This window comes from Huintestinicola sp., assembly GCF_051882455.1.
In the GTDB taxonomy this organism is placed as follows: Bacteria; Bacillota; Clostridia; order Oscillospirales; family Ruminococcaceae; genus Huintestinicola.
The window spans coordinates 35168-53936 of record NZ_JBJERV010000092.1; the positions used below are offsets into that span (position 1 = coordinate 35168).

The 18769-nt window shown below is 49.1% G+C and carries 20 protein-coding genes; 17 read left to right on the top strand and 3 right to left on the bottom strand.

Going from position 1 to position 18769, the window contains the following annotated elements:
* Positions 1-17 precede the first annotated feature (17 nt).
* The 3 genes from ACI4J0_RS11325 to ACI4J0_RS11335 all read right to left on the bottom strand — a co-directional run bounded on the left by ACI4J0_RS11325 (position 18) and on the right by ACI4J0_RS11335 (position 2493).
* A complete protein-coding gene (locus ACI4J0_RS11325) occupies positions 18-386 on the bottom strand; it encodes a biotin/lipoyl-containing protein (protein ID WP_439765918.1) in 369 nt (122 codons plus the stop codon).
* 32 nt (positions 387-418) lie between these two features.
* Positions 419-1789: a carboxyl transferase domain-containing protein gene (locus ACI4J0_RS11330; RefSeq protein WP_439765919.1), complete on the bottom strand. Its 1371-nt coding sequence runs from the start codon at positions 1787-1789 to the stop codon at positions 419-421.
* Between the two features lie 152 nt (positions 1790-1941).
* Complete coding sequence (locus ACI4J0_RS11335) at positions 1942-2493, bottom strand: NAD(P)H-dependent oxidoreductase (RefSeq protein WP_439765920.1); 552 nt, start codon at positions 2491-2493, stop codon at positions 1942-1944.
* Positions 2494-2681: 188 nt separating this feature from the next.
* Between ACI4J0_RS11335 and ACI4J0_RS11340 the strand changes: the two genes are divergently transcribed.
* From ACI4J0_RS11340 to ACI4J0_RS11420, 17 genes are all read left to right on the top strand, one after another.
* Complete coding sequence (locus ACI4J0_RS11340; RefSeq protein WP_439765921.1) at positions 2682-3749, top strand: hypothetical protein; 1068 nt, start codon at positions 2682-2684, stop codon at positions 3747-3749.
* Between the two features lie 123 nt (positions 3750-3872).
* Entirely contained in the window at positions 3873-4613 is a 741-nt protein-coding gene (locus tag ACI4J0_RS11345; protein WP_439765922.1) for a TPM domain-containing protein, read from the top strand.
* A 22-nt stretch (positions 4614-4635) separates the two neighbouring features.
* Positions 4636-4812: a hypothetical protein gene (locus ACI4J0_RS11350; RefSeq protein WP_439765923.1), complete on the top strand. Its 177-nt coding sequence runs from the start codon at positions 4636-4638 to the stop codon at positions 4810-4812.
* Complete coding sequence (locus ACI4J0_RS11355) at positions 4809-5135, top strand: hypothetical protein (RefSeq protein WP_439765924.1); 327 nt, start codon at positions 4809-4811, stop codon at positions 5133-5135. Before ACI4J0_RS11350 ends, ACI4J0_RS11355 begins: the two co-directional genes overlap by 4 nt.
* A 7-nt stretch (positions 5136-5142) precedes the next feature.
* On the top strand, positions 5143-5844 hold the full coding sequence (ispD, locus tag ACI4J0_RS11360; protein WP_439765925.1) for a 2-C-methyl-D-erythritol 4-phosphate cytidylyltransferase: 702 nt from the start codon (positions 5143-5145) through the stop codon (positions 5842-5844).
* Complete coding sequence (ispF, locus tag ACI4J0_RS11365; RefSeq protein WP_439765926.1) at positions 5841-6323, top strand: 2-C-methyl-D-erythritol 2,4-cyclodiphosphate synthase; 483 nt, start codon at positions 5841-5843, stop codon at positions 6321-6323. The genes ispD and ispF overlap by 4 nt, the downstream gene beginning before the upstream one ends.
* Positions 6324-6348: 25 nt before the next feature.
* Complete coding sequence (locus ACI4J0_RS11370) at positions 6349-6966, top strand: flavin reductase (protein WP_439765927.1); 618 nt, start codon at positions 6349-6351, stop codon at positions 6964-6966.
* 478 nt (positions 6967-7444) lie between these two features.
* On the top strand, positions 7445-8704 hold the full coding sequence (locus ACI4J0_RS11375; RefSeq protein WP_439765928.1) for a transglutaminase-like domain-containing protein: 1260 nt from the start codon (positions 7445-7447) through the stop codon (positions 8702-8704).
* A 15-nt stretch (positions 8705-8719) separates the two neighbouring features.
* The gene (locus ACI4J0_RS11380) at positions 8720-9136 is read left to right on the top strand and encodes an EamA family transporter (RefSeq protein ID WP_439765929.1); all 417 of its coding nucleotides are present in this window, start codon (positions 8720-8722) and stop codon (positions 9134-9136) included.
* Positions 9137-9151: 15 nt separating this feature from the next.
* Positions 9152-9838 (top strand): DUF6062 family protein, encoded by a 687-nt coding sequence (locus tag ACI4J0_RS11385; RefSeq protein ID WP_439765930.1) that lies wholly within the window; start codon positions 9152-9154, stop codon positions 9836-9838.
* Between the two features lie 191 nt (positions 9839-10029).
* On the top strand, positions 10030-10347 hold the full coding sequence (locus tag ACI4J0_RS11390) for a hypothetical protein (RefSeq protein ID WP_439765931.1): 318 nt from the start codon (positions 10030-10032) through the stop codon (positions 10345-10347).
* The gene (locus ACI4J0_RS11395) at positions 10331-10771 is read left to right on the top strand and encodes a HEPN domain-containing protein (protein WP_439765932.1); all 441 of its coding nucleotides are present in this window, start codon (positions 10331-10333) and stop codon (positions 10769-10771) included. The genes ACI4J0_RS11390 and ACI4J0_RS11395 overlap by 17 nt, the downstream gene beginning before the upstream one ends.
* A 13-nt stretch (positions 10772-10784) precedes the next feature.
* Complete coding sequence (locus ACI4J0_RS11400) at positions 10785-11606, top strand: amidohydrolase family protein (RefSeq protein WP_439765933.1); 822 nt, start codon at positions 10785-10787, stop codon at positions 11604-11606.
* 318 nt (positions 11607-11924) lie between these two features.
* Complete coding sequence (locus tag ACI4J0_RS11405; protein ID WP_439765934.1) at positions 11925-13118, top strand: type II secretion system F family protein; 1194 nt, start codon at positions 11925-11927, stop codon at positions 13116-13118.
* A gap of 67 nt (positions 13119-13185) precedes the next feature.
* Positions 13186-14760: a pilus assembly protein PilM gene (gene pilM, locus ACI4J0_RS11410; RefSeq protein WP_439765935.1), complete on the top strand. Its 1575-nt coding sequence runs from the start codon at positions 13186-13188 to the stop codon at positions 14758-14760.
* Entirely contained in the window at positions 14757-15530 is a 774-nt protein-coding gene (locus ACI4J0_RS11415) for a hypothetical protein (RefSeq protein ID WP_439765936.1), read from the top strand. Before pilM ends, ACI4J0_RS11415 begins: the two co-directional genes overlap by 4 nt.
* A 127-nt stretch (positions 15531-15657) precedes the next feature.
* Entirely contained in the window at positions 15658-18759 is a 3102-nt protein-coding gene (locus tag ACI4J0_RS11420; protein ID WP_439765937.1) for a hypothetical protein, read from the top strand.
* The last annotated feature ends 10 nt before the right edge of the window (positions 18760-18769 follow it).

The following is an 18769-nucleotide window of genomic DNA, read 5'->3' on the forward strand; positions in this document are numbered from 1 at the left end:
AAACCGTTCCTTTCCCTTTACGCAATGGTTGCGATAACATCGTCGGAATTAACGGTATCGCCCTTCTTAACGGTGATAGAGGTGATCTTGCCCGTAGCGTTTGCCACGATATCGTTCTCCATCTTCATAGCCTCGAGGACTACGATAACCTGACCTGTTGTAACGCTGTCGCCAACGCTTACCTTTACATCCAGGATATTTCCGGGCATAGGTGCCTTAACGGGAGTGCCGTTTCCTGCTGCGGGTGCGGGAGCAGCGGCAGGTGCGGCAGGTGCAGGGGCAGCAGCAGGCGCGGAAACGGGTGCTGCTGCGGGTGCGGAGCCTCCCACTTCTTCAACAGCTACATCGTATGCTTTTCCATTAACAGTAATATTAAATCTCTTCATTTTTATCAGACCTTTCGGTTAATTTATTTTTATCAGAGGGGAAGAACGCTGTGCTTCTTGGGCAGGCGCTTGTTAAGGCGCTTTCCTGCGGTAATGTCCAGCACGCCCATTACTGCGCTTCTTACGCTCTCGGGAGCGATAACATCATCAACTGCGCCCTTTTCTGCTGCGGCAAATGCGGAAGCCTCATTCTCGGCGTACTCGGCTGCGACCTTATTGCGCTCTGCGGCAAGGTCGGAAGCGCCCTTGAGCTTATCATGATACAGAAATTCTGCGGCTGTAACGGGGTCAACGGGAGCAATGACTGCCCCGGGAAGAGCAAACACCTGATCTGCTGCGGCGTTTCTGCCTGCGAAGGCGATAAATGCCGCACCGTATGCCTTTCCGCTAACCACTGCGATCTTTGCGCAGGTGGCGTCTGCATATGCGCCCGAAAGCCTTGCGGCAGCCCTTACGGACTCTGCTCCGCTCATATCGAAGCCCTTGGTGTCAACAACGGTAACAACGGGAATGGAGAATGCGTCACAGAGACGTACAAAGCCTGCGAGCTTAGCGCAGTCGTCTGCGGTGAGCTTGTCCGATGCCTTACCTACAGCAGCAATGCCTGCGGAGGTTCCTCCGATGGTGCAGAGGGCTGTCATGGAAGCCTTTCCGAAGCCTGCACGAAGCTCAAGAACGCTGCCCTCGTCGGCAATGCTCATAACGCTGTCCGAAGCGGTCTCAAAGGAAACGGCTGCGGGTGCGTCAAACTCAAATTCGGGGAGAGGAGAGAGGTTATTCTGAGGCATAAGAGAGAGATATTTCCGAACGCTCTCCATAGCTGCGGCATCATTTTCCGCAACAGCCGATACAACTCCGCTCTCTGCGGCAGCCTTTGCGGAAGAGTCTCCGCCCACAGCGGCGTAAAGCTCTGCGCCCTCGGTCATTACCACATAATCGGCAGCTGCGGCAACAACTGCCATACTGCCTGCGCAGACTCCTGCTATGACCGAAACTGTGGGAACTACACCCGAGAGATTTCCTGCCTCAAGGAGCATATCGCTGTATGCGTTAAGTGCGTCTGCGCCGTCCTCGATGAAGGCACCGCAGGAATCGTAGATACCCACAACGGGAACTCCGTTCTTAGCGGCAAGGTCGAACATTCTGCACACCTTTTCCGAGTGTGCCCTGCTTACAGCGCCCTTAGCCGATGTGCTGTCCTGAGAAAAGGCATAGGCGGGGCAGCCGTTGATATATCCGTAAGCGGTCACAACGCCCGAGGGGTCTCCTCCTGCGCTCCGACCGGTCGCTGTTTCTGTAAATACGCCGTCGTCAAAAAGAGCCGAGAGTCTTTCTCTTGCGGGGCATGGAGCTTTCGCTGCCGTGTATTCCGCCAGCTTCGACTTCTGACTTTCAGTCATCATATTAGTTCCTCCGTTTCCGGGCGCAATACGATTGCGCCGACAACCAAAAATTTATCCGAGTATAATTATACAACATTTCCTCAGAAGTTACAAGAAAAAATCGGGATTTTTTTTGCCTTTTGTAATTTTTTACAATTTGGCAAAATATTCGCTCAGTCAAGATGATATTGCTCCGCACATTCCGCAAGTATTATTTCCGGGTCATTTCCCTCTATATCAAGCATTTCCGCTTTTATCAGCACCGCCCTGCCTATACCGAAATAGTTTTCAGCCATATCCTTTATATAATCAAAGCTGTACCTGCCGTCATAGGGTCCACCCGCTGTTGTGACATAATACAGGGTGTCCGCTCTGCACAGCCCCTCAGGTCTGCCGTCGCTGCCGTATCGGGATACTATACCTGTGACGTATATATTCTCGATATATATTTTCAGCTCGGACGGAAAGGACAGATCCCAGAAGGGGGCGGCGATAACAATGGTATCGGCGGCGGCAAACTGCTTTGCATAGTCAAACACAGGGTCTGAGTATTCACCCCGTCCTATAAGCTCGTTTCGGCGCTCCAGCCTTTCCCTGTGAAGAGGAAGGAGCCCATCCTTTCCGGGGCATATCTCCGTATATTCTCCAAGCTTCATAAGCAGCTTGTCGGCAAGCATTTTCGTTCTTGAGCCGTTTCTGGGACAGCAGTTTACAAATAATGTCATTTAGACCACCCTTTTTTGTTAATGTCATTATTATAGCACATTTGCTCCGAAATGTCAACGAATATGCTTCGGGTCATACTGTTTTATTATCTATTCTGCCATAATTTATGTTGACTTAATTAGAAAAGTATGATAAAATATAAAAGAAAAAAATTCCTTTCGTCATAGAGAAAAGAGGTAATGTGATTATGAGCGTGACCGCATTCAAATGCCCCTGCTGCGGAGCGGAGCTGACCTTCTCCTCGGAAGCGCAGAAAATGTCCTGCGAATACTGCGGGACCGAGCTTGATGTGGAGGCTGTAAGCGAGCTTTCACGAAACGAACAGTCCTCAGACGATATGAACTGGAGCACGGTGTCGGAGACTACCGTGGGTCTTGAGGGCGATATATGCACCTACACCTGCGGCTCCTGCGGCGCTGAGATAACAGGCGACAGGAGCCTTGGCGCCACCACCTGCCCCTACTGCGACAGTCCATTTGTGGTGAACGACAAGTTTGACGGTATGCTGAAGCCCGATTATGTTATCCCCTTTAAGGTGGATAAGGATAAGGCTGTCGCTCAGTTTAAGGAGTTCTGCAAAAAGCGCCCATTGCTCCCCGGAAACTTTATGTCCTCCCACCGAATCGAGAGCGTTCAGGGTATGTATGTTCCCTACTGGCTCTTTGACTGCGGCGCAAAGGCACATTTCCGTTTCAGGGCTCACAGGGTGGCTCACTGGACCGAGGGGGACTATGACGTTACAAGGACAGACCACTATATGCTGGTAAGAGACGGCTCAATGGAATTTGACCATGTTCCCGTTGACGGCACTACAAAGCTGCAGAAGGAGATAACCGAGGCTATAGAGCCCTTTGACCCTTCGGGTGCCGCTGCCTTTAACCCTGCTTATCTTTCGGGATACCTTGCGGACAAATACGATGTTTCCGCCGAGGACAGCCGCCCGAGAGCCGATGAGCGCATAAAGGAAAGCGTTGAGTTTGCTTTCAGGGAGACCGCCGATACATATATGGGCGTTATGGTGGAAAACTCAAACATATCCCTTGAAAACGGTCAGATACATTACGCGCTTTTGCCTATGTGGCTTATGACCGCAAAGTATGACGGAAAGCTTTACACCTTTGCTATGAACGGTCAGACGGGAAGATTTGTGGGCGAGCTCCCTATCTCATGGGCGAGATTCTGGGGAATGTTTGCGGCGATATCCGCAGCCTCGGGCGTTCTGCTGGCGATAATACTAAAGCTTCTCGGCGTATAAAGGAGGGTACACTTATGTTTAAAAAAGCTGTTGCGGCATTTCTGGTCGCATTCTGCACATCTGCGGCGGTGTCACTTGTCCTTCACGCTGTTGACAAAGCCGGCAGAAGGGAGGAGTGAGCCTATGAAGAAGTTTTTGGGGGCTTTCTGCGCTCTTGCCTGCTCTGCGGCAATGCTCGCGGGGGGCATGACCGTTTCTGCGGAAAGCGAATACAAGGTCTATGATTACGGCGATCTCCTGTCGGAGAGCGAGGAGACCGCTCTTGAGGAGAAGCTTTTTAGCATTGCCAGTATGTACGATCATGACATTATCATTTATACTACCGACAGCATGGACGGTATGGACGCCGAGGAATATACCGAGTATCTTAAAGACAGCCTTAACGCGGGCATTGACGGCAGCGGTATTATATATATGGTTTCTATGGAATACCGCGATTATGACATTTACTCCTTCGGCAGAATGTACAATGAGATTATGATACAGTCCATCACCGATGATATGGCGGAGGAGCTGCAGCCATATCTGTCGGACGGAAGATATTACGACGCTTTTGACAAGTATGCCGACAAGGTCCTTTTTGAAATTCAATATGTGGAGGAGAACGGTCCCAATGAAGAGCCTTCTTTTGCCATTCCCATCGGCATCGGCTGCGGTCTGCTTATCGGTCTCATTACGGTGCTTGTGATGAAGGGCAATATGAAGACTACACGTGCCGAGTCTATGGCGAATAATTATATCCGTCAGGGCAGCTTTAAGCTTACAAATTCCCGTGACATTTTCCTCTATTCTCAGGTAACAAGGACTAAGCGCTCATCCGACAGCAGCAGCGGCGGCGGCGGTCATTCAAGCGGCAAATTCTGATTTTTTCGGGAAGTTATCGGATATGGAAAATATGAACTGTCCCTGCAAAAGAACAAAATGTGAAAGGCACGGAAACTGCGCTCTGTGCAGAGAGCATCACCTGACGCTTTCGGGAAGGAAAGCTCTGACCCGATGCGAAAAGCTCAGGATAAAAGAGCAGAAAAAGACTGAGAAGTCAAGGGAAAGAGGCAGGCTATGAAAAACATCTGGACGGGAAAACGGGAAAGGAAAATTTCCGCCGCTCCCCTGCTCATATTCGGTGCGGGGGCGGTCTTTACGCTGATAGCTTTGTCAAATTCCCGGAGCGCCAATGAAGAACTGAGGCAGAGCAGCATAAAGGAAAGCATTTCCAAGGCTGCGGCACTTTGCTATGCGGCGGAGGGGGCTTATCCCGAGAGCCTTGATTACCTTGAGGAGAATTACGGGATCAGGGCAGAATATGACAATTTTACGGTTCATTACAGCTATGCGGGGGGAAATATCCCCCCCGACATAATCGTTACCCCAAAAACGAAAGGATAAATTCAGTATGGACAGGGTTTCGGTCATCATTGCGGCAGGCGGCAGGTCTCAGCGTATGGAGGGCGTTAACAAGCAGCTCGCTCTTCTTCGGGGAGTCCCCGTTATTGCCCGTTCGATGATGGTTTTTCAGGGGCTTGAGGAAGTAGACGAGATAATCGTTTCCGCCCGCCCCGAGGATATAGATACGATCGAAAATATCGCTATGATATATGGCATTACCAAGTTTGCAGGCTGCGCAGAGGGCGGCGAGACCCGTCAGCAGTCGGTGGTAAGCGCTTTGAAGAAGGTGTCAAGGGAGACCTCTCTCATTGCCGTTCACGACGGGGCAAGACCTCTTGTTAATGCAGAGTTTATCAGGCAGTGCATAAGGGACGCTTCTATTTTCGGCGGTGCGGCGCTTGCTGTTCCCGTAAAGGACACCATTAAGCAGGCGGATGGGGGATTTGTCACCGACACCCCCGACAGGAGCAGGCTTTTTATCACTCAGACCCCTCAGATATTCAAGAAAAAGCTTTATTTTGACGGGGTGAATTTTGCGGGAGACCACGGGCTTGATTTTACCGATGACTGCCAGCTGGCGGAGGCGGTGGGGGGCAAGATACATCTCACGGCTTCCGATTACAGGAACATTAAAATAACCACTCCCGAGGACATGGCTATTGCAGACGCCATTCTCGGGGCTTTGGAAAGGAAGGATAGCGGGGCATGATACGGATAGGTCACGGCTATGATGTTCACAAGATGGTCCCCGGGAGAAAGCTCATTCTCGGAGGGGTGGAGATACCCTATTCCTTCGGGCTTCTGGGTCATTCGGACGCGGACGTTCTCACCCACGCGGTAATGGACGCACTGCTGGGTGCCTGTGCGCTGGGGGATATCGGAAAATATTTCCCCGACAATGACCCCGAATGGGAAAATGCTTACAGCATTGAACTATTAAAGCAGGTTACGGCGCTGCTTCGGGATAAGGGCTTTGCGCCGTACAACATTGACTGCACGGTGGTTTGTCAGAACCCCAAGCTTGCGCCTCATATGGATATTATCAGAGAGACCCTGGCGGGGGCTATGGGGATAGACGTTTCATTTGTGAGCGTCAAGGCGACCACGGAGGAAAAATTAGGCTTTACAGGCTCGGGACAGGGCGTTTCCGCTCATGCGGTATGCACGGTCAGAGAGCTTTCGGAGTAAATTTATTTTCAGGAGGAAAAGTTTTATGAACAAAAAATCGGTTTACAAAATATCCTACGGTCTTTTCGTTCTCACCGCATCGGAGGGCGACAAGGACAACGGCTGTATCGTTAACACAGTTATTCAGCTTACAAGCGACCCTATGCAGATAGCTGTTACGGTCAACAAAGGCAATCTCACCCATGATATGATAAAGAACACGGGCAAATTCAACGTTTCCGTTATTGACCAGACCGCTCCCTTTGAGCTGTTCAAGCACTTCGGTTTTCAGAGCGGCAGAGACTCCATGAAGTTCGGCACTCCCGACTCATACAAGTTCGCTCCCAAGTATGCGGACAACGGTCTGCTTTATGTAAGCGCATATGCAAATGCCTTTATGTCGGGAAAGGTCGTAAAGGAAGTCGATCTGGGCACTCACACCATGTTCATTGCGGAGATGACCGACGGCGAGGTGCTTTCGGACAAGCCTTCCATGACCTACGAGTATTATCAGTCGAATGTCAAGCCCCGTCCTGCCGCTCAGAAGAAAACAGGCTGGGTATGCAAGGTCTGCGGCTATGTTTACGAGGGCGAGGAGCTGCCTGCGGATTTCGTTTGTCCTATCTGCAAGCATGGTGCTGTGGATTTTGAAAAGATAAAATAAAATTATTCGTTCAGGAAACGGTTATCCCCTTCTGCATATGCCTGCGGGCTGTGCGGAAGGGGATTTTTGCGGGGGACGCCCCGCGGCGAGGTCGCGCTGTCAGTTTGTGCGGAACTTCTGCTTTGTCTCCGCGCCGATAGATTTTGCAGCAGAACGATATTTCTAATACTAATAACCAATTGTTCTATGGATAAAGACGGTGGATAGAATACGACAAATCAAGGAAAACGACCGCAGGCGGGCTGTCGCCCGGCAAGGGAGTTTGACGCAGAGTTGGCGTATTATAGCCGCCGTATTTTGTCCATAGGTTAATTGGTTATTAGTATAAATATTTGTATCGTTACCGAGCCGCCTGTCTGCTGTCCAAACAAACTATAGAACGAGCGGTGGCAGGCTCAGTCTGCTGCTTGACAAATCAGCTTTAAATATGGTATAATTAAACAAAATGGGATAATGTCGGCAGAAGGGCGGTGATGGTTTGAAGAGGAATATTATTGCGGCTTTATGTGCGGCGGTATTGCTGTGCTCCTGCGGGAACGGGAATGAAAGCGCTGAGCAGACTTCGGCGGTATCTTCCGAGACTTTTTCAGCCGTTTCGGGTAGCTCTTCAATGCCCGAAACTGCCGATACTATGGTGAGTTCGTCTGCCGAAAGCGATACATCTGCCGTGAGCTCGGAGCTGTCTCAGACGGTTTCGGACGTTTCCGAAATATCCGAAGCATCGGAAAGCTCCTCCGAAATTTCCGAGACCGAAAGTGAAACGGAAACATCGCCTATTGTCACCGAGACAGAGCCGCCCGTTTCGGAGATCATCACCGAGACGGAATATTCGGAGCTTTTAAGCTCGGAGACTTCCGAGAACCTTCCTCCCGAGACAGAGCCGTCCATGACTACTCTGTCAGCCGTTGTAGGCGAAAAGCCTGCAAAGGTGGTGGTTCCCAAAATAAAAACGGGCAGCTTTACGGGTGAGAAAATGCTCCAGAACGACCTTGCCGCTGCCGATATCACATCTGCCTGCGACGGAGTGGTCATGGTCTCCTACAAGGGTGAGTGCCAAAAGGTAAAGGTGCGCATCACCAAGGGCAAGGCGGTATATGACTATGACCTTGACCCCAAGGGCACTGTTTTTCCCCTGCAGTCGGGCAGCGGTACGTACAATATAAAGGTGCTTGAAAATGTTTCGGGAAAGACCTATGCCATTGCTATGGATATGGACTTCGAGGCTTCAATAAAAAATGAGCTGGCGCCCTTTTTGCTGCCATCTCAGTACATAAATTACAGTCAGTCGGACAACTGCGTTTACAAGGCGGCGGAGCTTTGTGCGGGCAAAACGGGTACTATTGAAAAAGCCGGGGCGATGTTTGATTATGTGACGAGCCACATCACCTATGACAAGGAGCTGGCGGCAAATGTCAAAAGCGGATATATCCCCGACCCCGATGCCACTCTCGAGAGCGGCAAGGGCATCTGCTTCGACTATGCTTCACTTTTTGCTTCAATGTGCCGCTCTCAGGGCATTCCCGCAAAGCTTGTGATGGGCTATGTCCGCGGGGACGTTTACCATGCCTGGAACGAGATATACACCGAGGAGACGGGCTGGATAACCGTTGACCTGTTCCTTGACAAGGGGGGCTGGGAGCTGCTTGACCCCACCTTCTACGCAAGCGCTTCAGACAAAGCGCAGGTGTCACAGTATATAGGCGAGGGCAGCGATTATTCGGCTGTATATTATTATTAACAAGAGGTGAGCCTTATGTGGCTTTTGTTTGCGCTGCTGTCGGCGGTGTTTGCCGCCCTCACATCGGTGCTTGCCAAGATAGGCATTGAAAATGTGGAGTCAAATCTTGCTACTGCCATAAGGACTGTGGTGGTGCTCATCATGGCGTGGGGAATGGTATTTCTCACAAAGGGACAGGGCGGTATTTCAGATATTTCCCGCAAAAGCTGGATATTCCTTATCCTTTCGGGGCTTGCTACGGGAGCTTCATGGTTATGCTATTACAAGGCTATCCAGATCGGCGAGGTATCAAAGGTGGTGCCTGTGGACAAGCTGAGCGTGGTAATTACCCTGATACTTGCGGCGGTGTTTTTACACGAGAGGTTTACTCCGAAAACTTTGCTGGGGGCGGTGCTTATCACCGCGGGCACCCTTATTCTTATTTCAAAATAAAGGACGGTCATCTTTATGAGAGAGAGCATTCTTACCATTCCCATAAGCGAGATACTTGAGCCTAAGGAGGGCTGCCCCATATGCCGCATGAGGAATATGCTGGAGAGCAGGACGGTGGAGTATATTATGGGTGCGGCGATGATGGAGCCCGATGTGCGCATTGAGACAAACCGCGCAGGCTTCTGCTCGGTGCATTTTTCTCAGATGCTGAAGCAGAAAAACCGCCTGTCCCTGGCGCTTATGCTGCAGACCCATTTAGATGAAACGAGGGGGCAGCTTTTTTCACGAAAAAAGCTGTTTGAGCCGAAAAACGCCCGTAAGAAAAGGCTTTCGGAGATAAATGAGAGCTGCTTTGTATGCGAAAAGATAGACTGGGGCATGGAGAGGCTCATGAGGACCTTTTTTGAGATGTTCGGAGACCCGGGAACAAGACAGCTCCTTTCGGAACAGGAATTTATCTGTCTGCCCCACTTTGACCTTCTGCAGTCTGTTGCTCCGAATTACCTGAAAAAGCAGGAGCTTGACAGCTTTAACGAGCTTTGCGGACAGCTTACCGAAAACTATATGAACGCCCTTTACGAGGACGTTTCCAAATTCTGTTCCATGTACGATTACCGCAGCTCCGGCAAGGACGCAGACTGGGGCAATTCCCGGGACAGCATTGAACGGGCGGTGGGTTTCCTGACTTCAAGACAGCCTTGAGATACTATTTTATTACAGATGCAGCCGGCTTTATGAGTCGGCTGTTTTTTTATAGTTCTCCGGTAGTCGGATACGGAAAAAATCTAACCCTTTTACCAAATATAATACCGAAAAACGGTTGACTTTTTGTGCGAAATGTGGTATAATTACAATATAAAAATTTGTATATTTATTCAATGGGAGGAATGTGTATGCCCGAGGGAAAAAATATAATCGCTCAGATGACACGGGATATCACCGCTTTATGCGACCCCTGTATGATATACCTGGTGTCCGAGAAGAAAAATTCCAAAGGTGAGCTTACAGGCTTCAAGCTGTGCGTTGTGGTCCCCGACAGCGTGAGCGCGGGTCCTCTGGAGACAAGGCTGCTCCTGAAGACCGACTGCCCCGTGCCCTGCGATTTTATCGTGTACAACCTTACAGACTGGAACGAGCACGCCGAGGACGACTGCTCGTTTGCATACAGAGTCGAGAACGGCGGTGAACTGCTCTATGTCAAGAGGACCTAAAAAGGGCGACAGCAAGCGGTATTACGACTGGATCTACCACGCGTCCCTTGATATGATGGCGGCTGAGGCTCTGGCTCCCGAGCCTAAGCTTTATTACACCGCCGCATTCCACTGTCAGCAGTGCATCGAGAAGGCGCTGAAGGGGTATCTCCTCTTTAAAAGCAGAAAGCTCCTTGACGGTCACAACCTTACATGGCTGTGCAAGCAGGCTGCTATGATGGACAGCAGCTTCGTTCAGTGGCTGGACGAAAGCGCAGTTCTGAACAGATACTACATTGAAACAAGGTATCCTGCCGATATTCCCCTTGAAATTGACGAGGAAACTATGAAGTCCCTGCTCAGAATGAGCGGCGAGATGATGGACTTTATATGCGGTCTTACCAAGTTCGATTTCGGCAGCTACCACAAAAAAAGCAAAAGATAAAGGAAGAATTTTTTTGATAATCGATTTTCACACCCACGCATTTCCCGACGCTCTGGCACAGCGCGCTATGGCAGGGCTTGTAGGCGCTGTTCACGAGGCTGATATGGGATTTCCCGAGATAATGTATTCCGACGGCACCGCAAAGGGGCTTACAGACAGTATGGACAGGGCGGGAGTGGATATTTCCGTTCTGCTCCCCGTTGCCACAAAGCCCTCCCAGCCAAAGAGCATCAACGAATGGGCAGGGGAATTTGCCAAAAAAGACCCGAGGATCATCCCCTTCGGCGCCTTCTTTCCCGACGATACCTTCGAGGAGCAGCTTGAGGCTCTGGCGCAGAGCGGTCACAAGGGCATAAAGCTTCACGGGGATTTCCAGGGCTTTTATGCGGACGAGGAGCGTATGATAAAGATCTACCGCCGCTGCGGCGAATACGGGCTTATCTGCGTTATGCACGCGGGTCTTGACTGCATTTCGCCGAGAGATATCCACGTTACCCCCGAGAGAATGGCGAGGGTCCTGGACAAAGTGAGCGGAGTGAGATTCGTTCTTGCTCATATGGGCGGGAACTGCCTTGAGGACAGGGCTGCAGAGCTTCTTGCGGGCGCTGAGGGACTTTGGGTGGACACCGCTTATGCGGCAGGCAGGCTTTCACCCGATAAAATGGCGGAGCTCATTTCGGCATTCGGCGCGGACAGGGTCCTCTTTGCTTCGGACAGCCCCTGGAACGACCCTGCCGATGATATACGGCTCATTCGGGAGACACCCATTTCCGAGGAGGAAAGGCAGGGCATTTTACACAAAAATGCAGAAATGCTTTTGGGTCTTTCGCAATAATGTTGTCAAAGGTTACAAAACAGACGCTTTATGAATGAACTGCCCAAAAAACTTGACAAAAATTCCCGAGAATTTGTTGCGTGTTAATGAAAATCAGGTTAAAATTTCGTGCTGTTTATCGTTTTTGTACAACGGTCAGGATAGAGATTTGATACATTTGGTTAATACTCCCTAATATTTGGTTACAATTTGGTTAAATTAACATCTTGCTAATTTTTCGTCAAAATGCTATAATATGATAAGTATTTGAAATGCTTACGGAAAATGTAATGCATTTCCGGTATAACGTAATTTTTTATTCGGAGGTGTCAAAGCTTAATGAAGACTTTTATCTATACGGCTACCGACGTTCAGGGCAAAGTCGTCAAGAATCAGAAAATGAATGCCGAAGATGTCAATGATTTTCTCGAGAAGATACATGACAAAGGCCTTTTCTGTTCAAGCTACAAGGAAGCCAAGGGCGGAAGCGGCAAAAATCTTCATAAGTTCACAACCAAAGAGCTGGCTTACGACTGCCGACAGCTGTCAGCTATGCTCACGTCGGGTCTTACTCTCGTAAAGAGCCTCGACATTATGCAGAGAGAACAGGTCAAGGAAGCTCCCAAACAGATCTACCGTGAGATCTACGAGGAAGTTCAGAAGGGTACCTCTTTCTCCGACGCTGTCAAGATGCAGGGTGACGCTTTCCCCAACTTCTTCATCTCAATGGTCCAGGCGGGCGAGTCTTCCGGTAGCCTCGACGTTGTTATGAAAAAGATGGAGGATCAGTACACCAGTGACGCAAAGCTCAACAACAAGATCAAGAGCTCCATGATGTACCCTATCATACTCGGAGTCCTTTGCGTTGCAATCGTTATCATCATGTTCACATTCATCATGCCTACCTTCAAGGACCTCCTTACCGAGGAGGATATGAAGGGTCTGACCGGTGCGCTGTTTGCGTTCTCAGATGGCTTCAAGAAGTACTGGTGGGTGATCGCGCTCGTCATTGCCGCTCTCGTTTTCGTCATCAAGTACGCTATGAAGATCCCCGATGTACGATACAAATGGGACCAGCTCATTATTAAAATGAAACCTGTGGGTCCTCTGGTAGTTAAGGTTTATACCGCTCGTTTCGGTTCTACCCTTGCTTCCCTCTACTCCTCCGGTATCCCCATGGTAGAGTGTCTGGCAAAATCCTCCAACATTCTGAATAACCTGTACATATCCAAAAAGTTCGAAACTGTTATCGATGAGGTAAAACAGGGCGAGACCCTTTCGGTGGCTATTCAGAGAACAGGCATTTTTGAGTCCATGTTCACATCTATCATCTATGTCGGCGAAGAGTCGGGTGCTCTTGACTCCATCCTTACCAAATCCGCAGCCTTCTACAAGGAAGAGGCGGACGAAGCTATTACTCGTCTCGTTGGTCTCATCGAGCCTGTAATGATCATCTTTATGGGTACTTGTATCGGTCTCGTTATCGCAGGTATCCTCCCCGCTATCTACAACTCCATGGGCAACATTACCTAATCAAAGTATTCTTTCGGGGTCGTCCCGTAAATAAAAAAATTCTAAAGAAATCAGTGAGGTGACGAGAATGCTTTCATTTGATATTACTGACAGACACATCCGCATTGTTCGTGGTTCAGAGGCAAGAGGAAAGATAAGACTTTCCGCTGCTTCCACCATCGACCTTCAGGAGGGTCTGATCGTAAACGGTCATATAAAAGATATTCCCAGATTGGCAAACATCATCAACGACGAGCTCAAGGCTCACGGTATGGAGGACAAGGAAGCTGTTGTTACTCTTTCCTCAAACCTTGTTATCTTCAAGGAGCTCCATATCCCCAAGGCTAAGACCAGCTCCCAGATGCTCACTATGGTAACTAACCAGATGCAGCATACTATGGGTATCGCAGAGGAATACTCCATCTCCTACTCCATCGCAGGAGAGGTCGAGGAGGAGGGCGTTCAGGCTCAGAAGATCCTGGCTACCGCCTGCCCCTTTGAAGTGGTTGACTGCTTCAGAAAGGTTTTCCAGATGCTGAACATTTCGCTGAAGTCGGTATGCGTTTCCTGTAACGCTATCTCCAGACTTATCCTCAGCGACAAGAAGATCGCTTCGAGAATGCCTATGCTGGTAGTTCAGGTCGATCCCACATTCGTAAGCATCAACCTTTACGAGAACAATCAGCTCTCCTTCGCAAGATTTGCTTCCATCGATCCCCTGGACTACGATAACTCCGAGGATTACGTTTACGAGGCTGTTAACGAGAACATCTACAGAATGGTTCAGTTCCACAAGTCCAGAAATCCCCAGAACCCCATTCAGAACGTTGTCTTCTACGGCGATACAAGCGAATATATCCGTCTCACCAACGCTCTCGAGGGCATGGAGATCGCTACCAGCCAGCTGAGCGTTAACACCACAAGCATCAGCGGCTACGAGAACATCGAGGCTCTTACATACGCAAACGCTATCGGTGCCATGTTCAGAAGCAACAAGGACGTTGACCGTATCAACCTCCTTGAGACAGACTCCTCCGCAGGACGAAGCGATGCAGGTTCCGGCTTCCTCCTCTCCTGGGGCGGCGCTGTGGTACTTGCCGCTGCAGTTATCCTTGCAGTTAATCTCGGTATCGGAACTGCTATCAACAACAACGACAAGAAGGTCGAAGAGATCGACAAGTACATCAACAGCGAAGAGGTCGTAAAGACCCTGGCTGAGGTGGACCTCACCCAGAACAAGATCGACAAGGTCGCTCTTTACAAGAACGATCTCGACATCGCTGTAAATAATTTCGCAACCAAAAATCCCGCTCAGGCAGAGCTTATCGACAGACTCTTTGATACCATAGAGGGTCAGGACTGCATGGTCAAGGAGCTTTCCTTCGGTTCGGGTCAGATCACTCTTACCTGTGTTACTAAGGATAACCTCGCTCCCGATAATGCGGCTCAGGCAATTTACGACCTTGACGAGTTTGACAACATCATTTATACAGGATTTACTTCTTCGCAAGGTTCCGAAGAGCTGGGAGACTTCGCTACCGAGGATGATACAGTATTCCAGTTTGATATCAAGTTTAACCTCAGACCTATTGAGCCTGAGGTAGAGCCTGCGGCTGAAACCGCCGAGGACAATGCAACTGAGGAAGGCGGTGCTGCAGAATGAGTATGAAGCTCTCTTACAGAGATAAGGTCATTATTATTGTTGTTTCGGTGCTGGTAGTTCTTGGAGTCGGAATTTTCTGTTTCGCCAAGCCCAAGTACGAGGACCTTCAGGTCTCCAAGGAAAGACTTGCTGCCAAAGAGGACGAAAAGGCTCAGGTCGAAGCTAAAATGGGTACCCTCGAGGAACTGAAAAAGCAGCTCGAAAATAATATCAAGGCTGTTGTTGAGGATCAGGAGCAGTTCCTCAGCGAAAAGGAATACGGCGACACCTATCAGATAAGCAAGTACCTTATGGAACTTCTCTCTCCCGCAGGAGATTTCAAGATCACAGGTGTTACCTTAGATCCTCTGTCAAGCACTGTTCTCGACGCATATTACTATAATAAGAGCGCAGTTGCTTATCCCATGAAGGTCAACGGCGATATCGCAAACAAGCTCCCTCCCGAGGTAGGATATGTTTACAACAACAATTATCCCGCTCCTCCCGCAGGTGTGGCTGTCGGCGGCACAGTTGCTACTGTAGAATATGAGTGCGAAAACAGTGTGGATCTTCTTAACGCTGTTCAGCTCATTGCCGATAACGACAAGAACATCTATCTCCTCACCTTCTCCGGTTCTTATATCGAGGATCCCAACGCAGATCCCGAGGATCCCAAATTCTCCGGTGAGCTTACCATCCAGATCTACGAGATCTATCCTCTTGATCCCGAGGATGTTGATGATGTTCCCGCAGCACTTTCCGAAACTGCTTCCGAAACTGCTGCCGAGTAATTTTTAATAACACGTCCGACCCGAAAAAACAGCATTTGCTTTTTCGGGTGGGCTTGTTTATAAAATTGCAAATTCTTTTTACAAAATCTTGCGCAAAATATTAAATTTTTAGAAAGGGTGGAAAATTATGAATGCGGCAAAAGCAAACAAGAATCCCGCAAAGGTCAAGGGCGCAGTACTCATAATGATCCTTGCGGTCATGTCGGTACTGATAATTCTTCTTGCCGGCTCCATTGCTGTGGTTTACTCGGCTCATAACCGAACTGAACTGAAGTTCAGAGAAAATCAGGCATATTATACAGCCAGGTCGCTGGTCGAAGAGTTTGTTGACAGCATGATGAATGACACATCGCAAAAGACTACATACAAAGAAGTTTATTACCAAAAAAATGAAGCTACAGGTCTTATAGAGCGAAAAGAAGAGATCCTGGATATGGCAGGAGCTCTTGAGTTCGACTTATATAAGGTGCCTGTTTCCACTGAGACAGACCCTACCAAGCCTAACTACAACAAGTGGTATGCTGAGCAGGTCAACGGTATGAGCGCAGCCGAAAAAGCGGAGTTTGACGCTTCCATGAACTTTACTCAAAGCGCTTGCTCAGACTACACCCTGTATTCCGATTACTACAAGCAGTATTTCAGCAAGAACTGGGACAGCACCTGCAATGTAGGCGAAGATGATACTCTGGTATATGAAATAAACACTTCCTATCTCGGCAGCTACGGCTCCGACGGCACCAATACATATGGAAATGTTTTTAACGGTGATACCACCACTGTACCCCCTATCAAGGTACAGGTCCTTGAAAGAAAGTTTGATATGGGTTCGGGCTCTTCCGTCGGCGAACGTATCAGAAACGGCGACAGAAAAAAAGACCACATTGTTATCAAGGTTTCTGCTGAAGTAAACTCAGGTACAAATGAGATGCCTGTTACCACTTCTCTCATTGTTGGCTCAAAATACAATCCCCCTCCAACGACCAACAATGCCGTTGTTTCCATGGGTTCCATCGAATCTCAGGCTTCTCTCCATGCGATCGGAGGAATGTCCTCACTTTTCCCCAACTGGACCAACCTTTCAAACAACTCCACAACTGCCGGCAACCTCTACTATAAGGGCAGCGTTTATCTGGGCGGCACAGACTCACACATCAACCTCAAGGATAACGAAATAATGTTCGTTAAGGACGTATTAAAATTAGGCAACCCCATCAAGTTCTCATCAAGCATGAAGAGCGCTACTATCTACGCCGGTATAACAGAGCTGGCGTGCAGCGGTCAGTCTTTGGGCAATGAAAACTTAAAGGTAAACCTGATAACCCAGAAGTTCCAGGTAAGACCCGGCGCTCAGCAGATGAAGGTCTACGGCAATATCTTTGCCGATGAGTTCGTTCTGACAAACGGCTCTGACAGTAACGGTGCAGACCTTGCGCAGGCAGGCTGCGAAGATATTATCAACGGCGACGTTTACTGCAATTACCTGGCTATCCCCGATACAAATGTAACTATTCTTTACGATGATGTTGCTGTACCTCCCGTGGCATATTTACAGATCGATAACTACGTAAGAAGCGGTACCTGGGGCAGCTATACCTATACAACATCGGGTCAGGCATCCACAGGCTGGACAGGAAACCCCATAACCGAAAAAGGCGATAAGCTTCTTGACTACTGTAAGGGAAATGTCAACATTTACAGAGGTATCAAGATAATCTGTGCCGGTGCAAACGGTATGACATCCAACGTTTCAACTTACCCTACCATTGATATTGCTTACGGTGCCTGCGCTGACGCAAATGGTGCAGATCCCTATACTTATACCAAGGTTCTGGGTCATAATTACAACAGCGCTATCTCAGGCAGCGAATATATCAATTTCGGCGATACCATCAGCGGTCCCGGCGGCAAGCTTTACAAAGTAGCTCTGGACACAGCCCAGTCCCCTGCAAACTGCAAGCAGGCTACCGGTTTCATGGATCTTCGCTACGAAAGATACGACCCTGTCGATAACCCTACAGGTGCAGATACAACCACCTTTACTATCGGCGGAACAACAAAAACTGTTTCCAACAAGCTTGAAAAAGACTTTACAAGAAAAATAGAGCTTCCCGCTAAGCTTTATGACCACACCAACAACACAACTCCCATGGGTGATACAGAAGTCAAGTTTCCTACAGAACGCAGCATTTTCGGAGATTATTTCTTTGACTATGTTGGTAAGGACTTTGTTACGGGAGTAGACGGATATCACTCAGATATCGACTATGACGGAAACGAGCTCAAGAACTGGACCGATTCAGTAGGCTTCCATGACGGTTCTAAAGATCATAACTCGCCTTCCGGCGGATATTGGGGCGGTTATACCTGGACAAAGGACGGTGCATTTGACCTTAATGTCACCACTCCTCCGGTAGATTTCGCAAATGACTCCACTCGTACCGCGTACATCAAATCCAGGATCATTCCCTCAGAGATCGTTCTCGGCGACAGCTTCGGATACTCTCTTGTACAGTATTCAAAGCCCGTCACCACCTCCATAAGCGATGGTTCCGATGTTAACGGTTATGTTATCCCTTCAGGCTCAACTATGATAACCGGAAGCGGAATACTTCCCGAAAGTCACACCGGAATTTATTACATTGATGCACGTTCAAGCTCTATCGAGCTGCAGATAGGCGACGGCTCCGGCTCAGGAGACTGCACTATCAGAGGTGAATTTGTAGTAGTAGGAGATCAGCAGGTCACCATTCTCGTTCCCGGACAGAAGAAAATGTCCCTCGGAAAGCCTGTGGGCGAAACCGTTAATATCGGCTGGACAGACCACGGTTTTACAGAATGGACAGATCCTATCAAGAAATCCCTTGATATCAGAGTACAGGGAGCAACTCCTTCTTCGCCTTATCCCAATGTAACATATTACGTTGCATATTATATCAACAATCTGAATTTCTACAGAAATGATACTGTTGTATGCGGCACTATTTATGCGCCCTATTCATATGCAATGTTTGACACCAGCATGAGCAGCGGTCAGACAAGAAAGACATATTACGGAGAGACGGGTAATATCGGCAGCCTCGGCGACATCAACAGCTATGTTTACGGAAATGTTATCTGTGCCAGATTTAAGGCAGGTCAGCATGCGGGTATCACATTTATCCCCAATGACGATCCTCCTGCTTACGGAACAAAGAAGCTCAACTTTGATCCCTATGGTGCAGCAAGATAACGGAGGGCGG